The sequence below is a fragment of the Stenotrophomonas genospecies 3 genome (genome assembly GCF_054473855.1).
The window spans coordinates 73,354-85,406 of sequence record NZ_JBTMUR010000003.1 but is presented as its reverse complement, the minus strand read 5'-3'; the positions used below and the strand labels follow the sequence as shown (position 1 = coordinate 85,406).

The 12,053-nt window shown below is 66.5% G+C and carries 11 protein-coding genes and 1 tRNA gene; 4 read left to right on the top strand and 8 right to left on the bottom strand.

Features of this window, described 5'->3' with window-relative positions:
• Positions 1 to 14 precede the first annotated feature (14 nt).
• A complete protein-coding gene (rng, locus tag ACX9OT_RS05250; protein WP_010482960.1) occupies positions 15 to 1,502 on the bottom strand; it encodes a ribonuclease G in 1,488 nt (495 codons plus the stop codon).
• Positions 1,495 to 2,103, bottom strand: a complete 609-nt coding sequence (locus ACX9OT_RS05245) for a Maf family nucleotide pyrophosphatase (RefSeq protein WP_032128990.1) — start codon at positions 2,101 to 2,103, stop codon at positions 1,495 to 1,497. Before ACX9OT_RS05245 ends, rng begins: the two co-directional genes overlap by 8 nt.
• Before the next feature lie 131 nt (positions 2,104 to 2,234).
• On the opposite strand from ACX9OT_RS05245, the gene ACX9OT_RS05240 reads away from it, so the two are divergent.
• The 4 genes from ACX9OT_RS05240 (at position 2,235) to ACX9OT_RS05225 (ending at position 8,425) form a co-directional block, all read left to right on the top strand.
• Entirely contained in the window at positions 2,235 to 2,972 is a 738-nt protein-coding gene (locus ACX9OT_RS05240; RefSeq protein WP_006382138.1) for an SIMPL domain-containing protein, read from the top strand.
• Between the two features lie 216 nt (positions 2,973 to 3,188).
• Entirely contained in the window at positions 3,189 to 3,839 is a 651-nt protein-coding gene (locus ACX9OT_RS05235; RefSeq protein ID WP_071228714.1) for an energy transducer TonB, read from the top strand.
• A 191-nt stretch (positions 3,840 to 4,030) separates the two neighbouring features.
• On the top strand, positions 4,031 to 6,865 hold the full coding sequence (locus tag ACX9OT_RS05230; protein ID WP_459001285.1) for a TonB-dependent receptor: 2,835 nt from the start codon (positions 4,031 to 4,033) through the stop codon (positions 6,863 to 6,865).
• Positions 6,866 to 7,003: 138 nt separating this feature from the next.
• Positions 7,004 to 8,425 carry a basic amino acid/polyamine antiporter gene (locus ACX9OT_RS05225; protein ID WP_459001283.1) on the top strand — a complete coding sequence of 474 codons (1,422 nt, stop codon included), beginning with the start codon at positions 7,004 to 7,006 and terminating at the stop codon, positions 8,423 to 8,425.
• A 135-nt stretch (positions 8,426 to 8,560) separates the two neighbouring features.
• Here ACX9OT_RS05225 and ACX9OT_RS05220 read toward each other — a convergent pair.
• From ACX9OT_RS05220 to ACX9OT_RS05195, 6 genes are all read right to left on the bottom strand, one after another.
• Positions 8,561 to 8,637: transfer RNA gene (locus tag ACX9OT_RS05220), tRNA-Asn, on the bottom strand.
• A 22-nt stretch (positions 8,638 to 8,659) separates the two neighbouring features.
• Positions 8,660 to 9,130: a 23S rRNA (pseudouridine(1915)-N(3))-methyltransferase RlmH gene (gene rlmH / locus ACX9OT_RS05215; RefSeq protein WP_005418108.1), complete on the bottom strand. Its 471-nt coding sequence runs from the start codon at positions 9,128 to 9,130 to the stop codon at positions 8,660 to 8,662.
• Between the two features lie 64 nt (positions 9,131 to 9,194).
• Entirely contained in the window at positions 9,195 to 9,605 is a 411-nt protein-coding gene (gene rsfS, locus ACX9OT_RS05210) for a ribosome silencing factor (protein ID WP_005418109.1), read from the bottom strand.
• Positions 9,606 to 9,663: 58 nt separating this feature from the next.
• The gene (gene nadD / locus ACX9OT_RS05205) at positions 9,664 to 10,329 is read right to left on the bottom strand and encodes a nicotinate-nucleotide adenylyltransferase (RefSeq protein ID WP_071228712.1); all 666 of its coding nucleotides are present in this window, start codon (positions 10,327 to 10,329) and stop codon (positions 9,664 to 9,666) included.
• 3 nt (positions 10,330 to 10,332) lie between these two features.
• Entirely contained in the window at positions 10,333 to 11,370 is a 1,038-nt protein-coding gene (gene holA, locus ACX9OT_RS05200; protein ID WP_032128985.1) for a DNA polymerase III subunit delta, read from the bottom strand.
• A gap of 9 nt (positions 11,371 to 11,379) precedes the next feature.
• A complete protein-coding gene (locus ACX9OT_RS05195; RefSeq protein ID WP_032128984.1) occupies positions 11,380 to 11,964 on the bottom strand; it encodes an LPS-assembly lipoprotein LptE in 585 nt (194 codons plus the stop codon).
• Positions 11,965 to 12,053: the final 89 nt, after the last annotated feature.

Below are 12,053 nucleotides of genomic sequence, written 5' to 3'. Positions count from 1 at the left end.
GCGGCCGGCGAGGATCAGAGCAGAACGACATCGAATTGCTCCTGCAGGTACTGCTCGTCCGCCTGGAAGCGGATGCTCTTGCCGAGGAATTCCTCCAGCTCGGCCACCGCCGCGGATTCCTCGTCGGTGATGCGCGCGACCACCTTGGTCGACGCGATCACCAGCAGGCGCGCGGCATCGAACTGGCGCACGGCACGGGTGATCTCGCGGAAGATCTCGTAGGTCACCGTCTCGGTGGTCTTGATGCTGCCGCGGCCGCTGCACTGCGGGCAGGTCTCCGACAGCTGGCGCTCCAGGCTTTCCACCGTGCGCTTGCGGGTCATCTCCACCAGGCCCAGCGGCGAGAAGTCGTACACCGTGGTCTTGGCATGGTCGCGGGCCAGCGCCTTTTCCAGGGTGCGCAGCACCTGGCGGCGATGCTCGGCATCGTCCATGTCGATGAAATCGATGATGATGATGCCGCCCAGGTTGCGCAGCCGCAGCTGCCGTGCCACCGCCTGTGCCGCTTCCAGGTTGGTGCGGAACACCGTCTCTTCCAGGTTGCGCTGGCCGAGGAACGAACCGGTGTTGACGTCGATGGTGGTCATCGCCTCGGTCTGGTCGATCACCAGGTAGCCACCGGATTTCAGCGGCACCTGCTTGTCCAGCGCGCGGCCGATCTCGTCCTCCACCCCGAACATGTCGAAGATCGGGCGATCACCGCTGTACAGCTCGATCTTCTCGGCCAGCACCGGCATGTACTTGGCAACAAAGGCCTGCAACTGCGCGAAGGTCTCCTTGGAGTCCACCTTCACCTTGTCAACGTCCTTGCGGATCAGGTCGCGTACCGATCGCAGCGGCAGGCTCAGGTCTTCATAGATGTTGCTGCACGAGGCCGCTTCGCGGCCACGACGCTCGACCACGTTCCAAACGCGCGACAGGTAGGCGATGTCCTCGGCGATGGCCTCTGCCGGCTGGCCCTCGGCATTGGTACGCACGATGTAGCCGTAGCCTCCGTGCTGCGCCGACAGTTCGGTCACCAGCGCCTTCAGGCGGGCGCGCTCGGTTTCATCCTCGATGCGTGCGGAAACGCCCACGACCTTGGATTGCGGCAGCAGCACCATGTAGCGCGAGGGAATGCTGATCTGGGTGGTCAGGCGTGCGCCCTTGGTCCCGATCGGGTCCTTCACCACCTGCACCACGATGTCTTGGCCGTCGCGCAGCAGCTCGACGATCGGCACGCTGGATGGCGGCGGCAGCGTGGTGTTCTCGGTATCGGCACTGGCCACCGGCGCCGGCCGCACCACGTCGTTGGCATGCAGGAACGCGGCACGCTCCAACCCGACTTCGACGAAGGCGGCCTGCATGCCGGGCATCACCCGCTGCACCTTGCCCTTGTAGATGTTGCCGACCACACCCCGGCGCCAACCGCGCTCGATGTGCAGTTCCTGCAGCATGCCGTTCTCGATCACCGCGACCCGGGTTTCGCGCGGGGTCACATTGACCAGGATTTCCTCAGACATCGGCAGCCTCCCTGGCGGCATCGGCAGTTGTGGCCGGCACGCCGCAGCGCGCCAGCAGACGATCGGTATGCAGCAATGGCAGCCCCATGACGCCGGAGTAGCTGCCGGAAAGATGTTCGATCCAGCGCTCGGCCCCGCCCTGGATGGCGTAGGCCCCGGCCTTGTCCAACGGCTCGCCGGTGGCCACGTAGGCGGCGATGTCGGCAGCGTCGATCGGGGCGAAGGTCACTTCGGAAATGACCAGTTCGCTGTCCAGCCCGTCCGCGCCGACCACCACCACGGCGGTCATCACCTGATGGGTACGCCCGGCAAGGCGCGCCAGCATCGCCCGCGCATCGGCGGCGTCAGTGGGCTTTCCGAACACGTCACCATCCAGCACCACCTCGGTGTCCGAGCCGAGCACGCGCGCCTGCGGGTCATCGGCCAGCACCCGGGCCAGCCCGGCGCGCGCCTTGTCGGCGGCGACCCGGCAGACATACTGTTCGGCGCTTTCAGCGGGCGCGCGCTGCTCGACGACCTCCAGGTCCAGGGCCTGGAAGGGGCGTCCGAGTCGGGCCAGCAGCTGGTTGCGTCGGGGGGAGCGGGAAGCAAGATAGAGCATCGGCACAGCATAACCTGAGGCCGCCACCTGAATCGTCGGCAACCCGTCCCGGAACGTGCGCAACCCCGAACGGGCTCACAGCGCGTTCATCGCTACGACACCACCCTCAACGGCACAACAAGGAGTTCTCCATGCGCCTGACCGCCACCCCGCTGCTGCTCGCCCTGTCCCTCGCCCTTGGAACCTCGATGACCGCCCATGCTGCCCCGTCGTCGCCGTCGATCGCCGCCCCGGCCGAAGGCACCCTGCTGAACATCTCGGCCAATGCCGAGGCGACCCGCGTGCCGGACGTGGCCACCCTGTCGGCCGGTGTGGTCACCCAGGCCGCCGATGGCAACAGCGCCATGCGCCAGAACGCCCAGCAGATGGACAAGGTACTGGCCGCGATCAAGGCCGCCGGCATCGCCGAGCGCGACGTGCAGACCAGTGGCGTCAGCCTCAACCCGCAGTACCGCTATGCCGACAACGAAGCACCGAAGATCACCGGCTACCAGGCCAGCAACACGGTCAGCCTGAAGGTGCGCGACATCGCCAAGCTGGGCAAGGTGCTGGACGCACTGGCTGCGCAGGGCGCCAACCAGATCAACGGCCCCAGCTTCGAGATCGACCAGCCGGAACCGGTCTACGACGAAGCGCGCCTGGCTGCACTGAAGAAGGCCCAGGCCCGCGCCCAGACCTATGCGAAGTCGCTGGGCTTGCAGGTGCGCCGCATCGTCAGCATTTCCGAGAACGCTGGCGGCGGCTACCGCCCGATGCCGATGATGCGGGCCATGTCGGCCGGCGCGGCGATGGACAAGGCCACCCCGGTCGCACCGGGTGAATCGACCGTCTCGGTCAACCTGGACGTGGTGTTCGAACTGGGTCGCTGATCCCGTTCGCCATTGCCGACAAAGGCGGATCCCGCAGGGGATCCGCCTTTTTCATGCCCGTAGCCGGCGTTGGCTGAAGGCCAGCCCAACGATCGCCCCCCTGCCTCTAGGCAGTGGCTGCCCTGTCGCGCTACTGATGGACTGCCAGCCGCGTGCGGCAACCCCGCCACGGGCCCTGGTGCGTTGAGGACTTCGTCACTGGCATGGAGGTGGACCATGGTTCGTACGTATCCCGTTGCATCCCCGCACTTCGACCCCGCCCGCGTTGCCGCCTGGAGCGCGGCCATCGCCCTGCATCTGCTGGCCTTCCTGTTGCTGCTGATCCCGGCGACCTACCAGGCCGTGCAGGTTCCGCGTGACAAGACTGCGGTCAGGCTGATCGAGAAGATCCCGCCACCGCCCACGCCGCCGGTTCCGATCCCGCCGAAAGAGATCGTCCAGGTGGTGCCGAAACCCCGGACGCAGCCGGTAGCACCGCCACTGCCTGCACCCACCGCGACCGTGGAGGAGACCCAGGGCATCGCACTGCCGGCCGCCGAACCGGCCCCGCCCCAGCTGGCACCGAGCATCGATACCTCCACGCCTCTGGCCGGCGCCCAGCTGCAGTACCGCAGCGCCCCGCCGCCGGCCTACCCGCTGGCGGCACTGCGCAACCGCGAGCAGGGGACGGTGCTGTTGCGGGTAGAGGTGGACTCCCACGGGCAGCCGGCGGTGGTCAGCATCGAGCGCAGCAGTGGCTCGCGCAGCCTGGACCAGGCCGCACGCCAACAGGTGCTCAGGCACTGGCGCTTCGAGCCGGCCCAGCGTGATGGCGTGGCCGTGCCGGCCATCGGCATGGTGCCGGTGCAGTTCTCGCTGCCGGACTGAGGTGATCGCCGGCCCGGCTGCTTGCCGGGCCGGCGCTTCCGTCCGGGCGGGTACGGACGGAACAGGATCAACTGTTATTGATTAAGCAAAAATTCACGACTTCGTCACCTGCCGGAAACCTAGATTGGTCCGTCCCGGAATCTTCCGGAGACAGCCCTCAACGCTACGGTTTTCCAGTTAGGAGAGAAGCTGTGAAACACCTGATCCAACGGCCCGCCAGCCGCCGCCGCACCACCCTGGCATCGTCCATCACCCATATCCTTACCGGCGGCACGCTGCTGCTGGTTGGCGCCGTGGCTTCCACCTCCGCGTTCGCGCAGGAAAAGGCCACCAACCTGGACCGCATCACGGTCACCGGTTCGAACATCCCGCGCACCAACACTGAAACACCGTCCCCGGTGCAGGTGGTGACCCGCCAGGAAATCGACCGTACGGGCAAGACCACGGTTGCCGAGTACCTGCAGACACTGACCGCCGACGGTTCCGGCTCCATTCCCAAGACCTTCGGCAACGGCTTTGCCGGCGGTGGTGCCGGCATCTCGCTGCGCGGCTTGGGCGCGGGTTCGACCCTTGTCCTGTTGAATGGCCGCCGCATGGCCACCTACGGCCTGGCCGATGACGGCCAGAAGGTCTTCACCGACCTGAGCACCATCCCGCTCGACGCCGTCGAACGCGTGGAAGTGCTGAAGGACGGCGCCTCGGCGATCTATGGCTCCGACGCCATCGCCGGCGTGGTCAACATCATCCTGCGCAGCGATTTCCAGGGCGCGATCCTTCGCGCCTCTTACGGCCTGTCCGGCGACAGCGATGGCGACGCGAAGAAGGCGACCCTGACCGCCGGTACCGGCGATCTGGCCACCGACGGCTGGAATGCCTTCTTCAGCCTGGATGTGGCAAAGACCGACGCGATCAAGATCAGTGATCGCAAGAACCGCAAGTGGATCGGTACCGGCGATACCCGCCCGTGGGGCTATGGCAACAACGCCCAGTTCCTCGGCGGCGCCTTCCTCAGCGGCAAGACCCGCGGCGGTGTTGGTCCGAACGGTTCGGTGTATGACGATCGCAATGTGACCAAGGACAATCCTGCCTTCCTGGTCGCATTGCCGGGCTGTGCTGGCCTGACCACCATTCCCGGCCAGACCGAGGCTACTGCACAGGCGCAGGGCTGCCTGTGGGATCCGAACCAGCTGTATCGCGATCTGACCCCGGAAGAGAAGTACGTCAACGTGTTTGGCCGTGCCAGCTTCGCATTTGGTGAAGGTGGCGAGATCTACACCGAAATCGGCTACTCGAAGAAAGAGACCACCTTCAGCAACACCCCGTCCGGCGTATCCGGCAGCTGGGGCTTCCCCGAAGGCCCGGTCAACGGCAACAGTGGCCCGGGCGCAGTGGTGCTGGGCCCGAATCATCCTGACAATCCCATTCCCGGCCAGGCCTCGCGCCTGCGTTATTCGGCGTGGGATGTCGGTCCCCGCGTGACCAACAACACCAATGAGTTCACCCGCTTCCTGGTCGGCGTCAAGGGCAACTGGGGCGACTGGAGTTACGACACCGCCTATCTGCACTCGGGCACTGATCTGGTCAACAAGCGCACCGGCTTCCTCAACTACGACAACGTACGTTGCGCATTGGCCAACCCGAACTGCGCCGGTGGTGTTTGGCGCATCGGTGACAACGCGGGCATGAACTCGCAGGCGTTGTACGACTTCATCTCGCCGGATATCAGCGCCCGCGCCAAGTCCAGCCTGGACATGTTCGACTTCACCGTGTCGCGCAGCCTGATGGACCTGAAGGGTGGCCCGCTGGGCCTGGCACTGGGTACCGAATGGCGCAAGACCAGCAACAGCCTGACCCCGCAGACCTATACCGACCAAGGCCAGATCATCGGTCTGGGCTACTCGGCCTACGACGGCACCCAGAACGTGTACGCCGGCTACGTTGAGCTGTCTGCGCCCGTGCTGGAAACCCTGGAACTGTCCGGTGCGGTTCGCTACGACAAGTACGAGAGCGGTGAAGGCAAGGCGACACCGAAGATCGGCATCAAGTGGACCCCGGCCGACTGGATCGCACTGCGTGGCAGCTACGCCGAAGGCTTCCGTGCACCGAACCCGGCCGAGAACGGAGATGGTGGCCTGGCCGCCTTCTCCAACGCGTCCGATCCGGTACGTTGCCCAGGCGGCAACCCCGCACCAGGTGCGAACGACGACGACTGTGGCGCCCTGCCGGTCGCCATCATCACCCGCCCGAACAAGGACCTGAAGCCGGAAGAATCCAAGAGCTACTCGGTGGGTATCGTCCTGCAGCCGACGTCCACGACTTCGCTGACCATCGATGCCTGGCAGATCAAGCGCACCAACGAAATCGCCCAGGGCAGCACCTCCGAAGCCATTGCCGCCGGCAACGTACTGCGTGACAGCAACCTGCTCAACGGCGTGCCCGGCACCGGCAGCATCCTGGCCGTCAACACGCAGTACATCAATGCCGCATCGACCCGGGTCCGGGGTATCGATACCGATATCCGCCAGACCTTCGACATCGGCCCGGGCCAGCTGGAGATGGACCTGCAGTGGAGCCATGTGCTCAAGTTCGAGCGCACCGATGCCGACGTGACGGTTGACTACGCGGGTACTCACGGCAACTGCGACGTGACCAACTGCATCGGCACCCCGAAGGACCGCATCAACTTCGGCACCACCTGGAGGCAGGGTCCGTGGAGCGTCAGCGGCGTTGCCAACTACATCTCGAAGATGGACAACAAGGACTTCCGTGGTCCGAACGGCTCCTATCTGTTCGCGTATGCAGACGGAACGGACGTCAAGAAGATCTCCTCGTTCACCACCTTCGACCTGTCGGGCCGCTGGAACATCACTGAAGCCTTCGAGTTGAACGCCTCGGTGCAGAACGTGTTCGATCGCATCGCGCCGCTGGATCCGTCCACCTACGGCGGTGTCAACTACAACCCGCTGCACTTCAGTGGTGCCATCGGTCGCTACTTCACCGTCGGTGCCAAGTACACCTTCAAGTAATACAGGCAACACCCTTCAACGCAGCAACTTCGAAGGCCCGGGCAGCTGCCCGGGCCTTCGTCGTTCCGCCCCTTGCAGGCATGTTCACGGGCACATGGCTACCGTGTGCACGCGGCATCACCGCCGCAGGGGATCTGCATGGCCGCAACTTCGCAACGCCTGGGCCTGCCCGCGTTGACTGCACTGGTGGTCGGCTCGATGGTCGGCGCCGGCATCTTTTCATTGCCGCAGAACGTGGCGCGCAGCGCCGGCCCGGCCGCGGCGCTGATCGGCTGGGCCCTGAGCGGCGCGGGCATGCTGATGCTGGCCTTCGTGTTCCAGGCCCTGGCCAACCGCCGGCCTGATCTCGATACCGGCATCTACGCATATGCGCGCGAAGGCTTCGGCAACTACATCGGCTTCTCCGCTGCGTGGGGCTACTGGGTCGCCTCGGTGCTCGGCAACGCCAGCTTCTTCGTGCTGATCTTCAGTGGCTTGGGCCACTTCATGCCCGTGTTCGGCGAAGGCAATACCCCGGCCGCCGTGGCCGCATCGTCATTGCTGTTGTGGACCGTACACCTGTTGGTGCTGCGTGGCCTGCGCACTGCAGCCATCGTCAACGGCCTGGTGACCGTGGCCAAGCTGCTGCCGATCGCCCTGTTCCTGGTCCTGGCCGCCGGCGCGTTCCGCATGGACGTGTTCCGCGCCGATTTCCTCGGCGCGCCTGCACTCGGCGACCTCGGCCAGCAGCTGCGCGGCATGATGCTGGTGACCGTGTGGGTGTTCATTGGCATCGAGGGCGCCAGCATCTACTCGCGGCGCGCCGCACGCCGTGCCGACGTGGGTCGCGCCACGGTGATCGGCTTCCTCGGCGTGTGGCTGCTGCTGGTGCTGGTCAGCCTGTTGTCGATGGGCGTGCTGTCGCAGGCGGAACTGGCCGGACTGCCTAATCCGTCGATGGCCTATGTGCTGCGCGCCATTGTCGGCGAATGGGGCGCGACGGTGATCATCATCGGTTCGATCATCTCCGTTCTCGGTGCATTGCTGGCCTGGGTGCTGCTGTGCGCCGAAGTGCTCTATGCCGCCGCAGGTGACGGCACCATGCCGGCCTTCCTGGGGCGTGAGAACGCGCGCGGCGTGCCGGCCAATGCACTGTGGTTGAGCAACGGGCTGATCCAGTTGTTCCTGCTGCTGGTGCTGGTCAATTCCGGCAGCTATACCGGGCTGGTGCTGCTGGCCGCGTCGATGAGCCTGGTGCCCTACTTCCTGTCCACCGCGTTCGGTGTGCAGCTGGCCTGGCGTGGGCAGGCCTATGCCGGTGAACCAGGCGTACGCTGGCGCGATTTCGTGGTCGCACTGCTGGCCAGCGCCTATGCGCTGTGGCTGGTGTATGCCGGCGGCCTGGACAACCTGCTGCTGTCGGTGCTGCTGTACGTGCCCGGTGTGGTGCTGTTCGCGCTGACCAGGCGCCAACGCGGCGAACAGGTATTCGCGCGTTGGGAGGGGGTGCTGTTCGCTGCGATCCTGATCGTGGCGATCGCCACGCTGGTGGCGTTCTGGCGAGGCAATCTCGCGCTGTAGACCCGAGCCCACGCTCGGCTGGTTCATCCGCAGCAGCCGAGCATGGCTCGGCTCCACAACAGCAGTCGCGCAACCTCGACGCTACAAAGACGCAAAAAAAAACCTGCATCTCGCGATGCAGGTTTTTCAACAAGGTGGCGCCCGAAGTTGGACTCGAACCAACGACCCCCTGATTAACAGTCAAGTGCTCTAACCGGCTGAGCTATTCGGGCAGACGACTAGTATAACCACTCTTCACGCGCGATGGTAGGGGTGATTGGCAATCATTGCGGCAGCCCGATACAGCTGCTCGGCCACCACCAGGCGCACCAGCATATGCGGCAGCGTCAGCGGGCCGATCGACCACTTCTCATCGGCCAGCGCGGACACCTCCGGCGAATGCCCTTCCGGGCCACCGATCAGGAACGCCAGGTCCCTTCCCTGCCCGCGCCAGTGTTCCAGGCGCTGCGCCAGCTGTTCGGAACTGAGCTGGCGGCCCGGCACGTCCAGCGCCACCACATAGGCATTCTTCGGCAGCGCAGCGATCACCCGCTTGCCTTCGTCTTCAGTGGCGCGGCGCGGATCACGCCCCTTGCCGCGCAGGCCGGGCTCGATTTCCACCAGCTCGAACGGCAGCCAGTGCGACAGCCGCTTCTGGTACTCGGCGAAGCCCTGCGCCACCCAGCTGGGGGCGCGTTCACCGGTGGCGATCAGGCGGGCTTTCATCAACGGTCCTCCAAAACGTCGACGGCGCCATCGGCGCCGTCGAAGGGATGCATCAACGTGTGGCTCAGGCCACTTCGTCGTCGCTGGACGGCGGCTGGTCGCCGACGGTCCACAGGCGCTCGAGGGCGTAGAACTCACGCACGCGCGGCAGCATCACATGGACGATCACGTCGCCCAGATCGACCAGCACCCACTCGGCTTCGCGCTCGCCTTCCACGCCCAGCGGCATCACGTCGATGTTCTTGGCGAAGCGCACGACTTCGTCGGCAATCGACTTGACGTGGCGGGTCGAGGTGCCCGAAACGACGATCATGTAGTCGGCAACGCTGGACCGGCCGCGCACGTCGATCTCGACCAGGTCCTTGGCCTTCAGGTCTTCGGTGGCTTGGCGGACGCTGGCCAGCAGTTCCGGCACGGACGGCGGCGGGCTGGGCAGATCGACCTTGATGGTCTGGGGCTGGGTCTGGTTGCTCAAAGTGGATCGACTCGATAAACGTGGGGGCGATTATACGGGGATGGCGCCGCTGCGCCATTCACGGCCTGGCCGGGCGGTACAGCCCGTGTGCAGCCACATAGTCCGCCACGCCGGGTGGCAGCAGGGCGCGCCAGGGGCCGCCGGCGGCGATCTGCGAGCGCACCGCGCTGGCCGATTCCTCGCGCAGCGGGTGGTGCAGGCGCAGGATGCGCCCGGCCGGGCTGGCGAACAGGGCCTGCTCGGTGTCGGCCCAACGCCCTTCCAGCGCCCGGCCCAGCTCGCCATCCACCGCGGCCTGCAACGGACTACCCGGGCGCTCCGCCACCACGAAATGAGCCAGCCCGAACAACGCCTCCCATTCGTGCCAGCGGGACAGGCCAAGCAGGCTGTCGGCGCCGACCAGCCAGGCCAGCGGCCGGCTCGGCCCCAGCTCGCCGCGCAGCTCGCGCAGGGTGTCCACGGTGTAGGACGGCCGACCGGGGAAACGTGCCGCGCGATCCAGCTCGCGCCGGTCCAGCAGCAGGCCCGGTTCGTCGCCGATGGCCAGCGACAGCATGGTGCAGCGCTGCTCGGCCGTGGCGCCGGGCACGGCACGGTGCGGCGGATCGGCCGCCGGCAGCATGCGCACGGCAACCTGCAGTTCGTCACGGGCAGCCCGCGCGATCGCCAGGTGCCCGAGGTGCACCGGATCAAAGGTGCCCCCGTAGTAGATCCGCAGGCTCATTGCTCAGGCCCGCGCCAGCAGGCGCACGGCACGCGGTTCGGCCACAGCCACCAGCAGGCGCTCCAGCGCCAGCCAGGCATCGCCGTCGGCGCGCCCCTTGGCGATACGGTCGACCAGTCCCGCTTCAGCCACGAAGCGCTCCCAGCGCTTGCTTTCCGGATGCCGCTGCAGCGCGCGCTTGTACGGCGCCTGCCGCGATTCCCAGATGCCGCGCGATTTCATTTCGGCGGCCAGGTTGCCACCCCGGGCCTGCACCCGGGCCAGGCCAGCACCGGCCAGCAGCTCGCGGATCACCATCGGCATCAACGCAGCCACCGCCTCACCCTCGCCTCGCAGGCCGGCCAGCATGCGCAGCACCGCCGGCGGTTGCCCGGAGAATGTCGCCTCCACCAGCCGGAACACGTCATAGCGGGCGGCGTCGGCCACCAGCGACTCCATGCGCTCCACATCCAGCGGCTGGCCATCGGCCAACAGCGCCAGCTTGTCGATTTCCTGGGCGGCAGCCAGCAGGTTGCCTTCCACCCGCTCGGCCAGGCGCTGCACGGCGGCCGGGTCCGCGCGCAGGCCCTTGCCACGCAGGCGGCGCTCGATCCAGTCCGGCAGTTCATGCGGCTTGATCGCCCACGCCACCGACAGCACGCCGATGCGGTTGACCGCTTCGGCCCACTTGCCCTGGTGCGCCTTGCTCCATTCGTTGGCGGTGATCATCAACACCACGTCCGGCGCCGGATTGGCGCAGAACTGGCTGATCACCTCGGCACCGTCCTTGCCCGGCTTGCCGCTGGGCAGGCGCACCTCGACCAGGCGACGGGCGCTGAACAGGCTGGGGGCATTGAAACTGGCGTCGAGCTGGTTCCAGTCGAAATCACGCCCATCGGCGTCGAACACTTCACGTTCGCCAATGCCCGAGGCGCGCGCACGTGCGCGGATGGCGTCGGCCGCCTCCAGCACGCGCAGGGTTTCCGGGCCGGCAATCAGGTAGACCGGCGCCAGCGCGGTATCAGCGCCCTGGCTGGCCAGCTGCTCCGGACGCAGTTCCATGCGCGCGGCTCAGTGCTTGGCTGCGGGGACCGGCTCGGCCGGTACCGCGCCTTCGATCGGCTTGTCCTTCGGCGCCGACAGGCTGCCGCCCTTCTCGATCTCGGCACGCACCACGCTGTCGATGCGGCGGATGATCGAGGCGGACATTTCCCGGCGCAGTTCATTGGCTAGGATTTCACGTTCGGTGGTGGTACCGGTGGCGTCGGTCGGCGGCGACACGTAGTCGCGCGACAGCTCGATCACCTGCTGCGGCACCAGTTCGCTGCCGTCTTCGCGACGGAAGATGAAGATCACCGCGTAGCGCAGGCTGTATTCCTGCGCACGGCCCTGCGAGTCGATGGCGATCGGCAGGTCGCCCCAGCGCTCGGACAGTACCTGCAGCTGGGCGCTGGGCTCCTTGCTGTCCTCATCGGCCAGCCTGGCGCCGGAGGCCAGCAGGCTGCGGTTGAGCAGCTTGACCAGTTCGCTGTACGGCGCAGTGGAAACCACCTTCACCGGTGCTGTGTCGGTCGGCAGCATCAGCTTGTTGCGCAGATGGAAACCGCAGCCGGCAAGGCCGAGGACAAGAACGAGGGCAAGCAGGATTCGGGTCATGGAGACAGTCTGGCGGAGCCGGGCGATCACGGCAACACACAGCGTGCCCGAAGCCGCGTGAATGCAGGGCCATCAAACGCCGGGCCCTG

Coding starts and splice junctions, on each gene's coding strand:
- rng (WP_010482960.1), bottom strand. CDS start 1,502: ATGTCTGAGGAAATCCTGGTCAATGTGACCCCGCGCGAAACCCGGGTC.
- ACX9OT_RS05245 (WP_032128990.1), bottom strand. CDS start 2,103: ATGCTCTATCTTGCTTCCCGCTCCCCCCGACGCAACCAGCTGCTGGCC.
- ACX9OT_RS05240 (WP_006382138.1), top strand. CDS start 2,235: ATGCGCCTGACCGCCACCCCGCTGCTGCTCGCCCTGTCCCTCGCCCTT.
- ACX9OT_RS05235 (WP_071228714.1), top strand. CDS start 3,189: ATGGTTCGTACGTATCCCGTTGCATCCCCGCACTTCGACCCCGCCCGC.
- ACX9OT_RS05225 (WP_459001283.1), top strand. CDS start 7,004: ATGGCCGCAACTTCGCAACGCCTGGGCCTGCCCGCGTTGACTGCACTG.
- rlmH (WP_005418108.1), bottom strand. CDS start 9,130: ATGAAAGCCCGCCTGATCGCCACCGGTGAACGCGCCCCCAGCTGGGTG.
- nadD (WP_071228712.1), bottom strand. CDS start 10,329: ATGAGCCTGCGGATCTACTACGGGGGCACCTTTGATCCGGTGCACCTC.
- holA (WP_032128985.1), bottom strand. CDS start 11,370: ATGGAACTGCGTCCGGAGCAGCTGGCCAGCCAGGGCGCTGATACCGCG.
- ACX9OT_RS05195 (WP_032128984.1), bottom strand. CDS start 11,964: ATGACCCGAATCCTGCTTGCCCTCGTTCTTGTCCTCGGCCTTGCCGGC.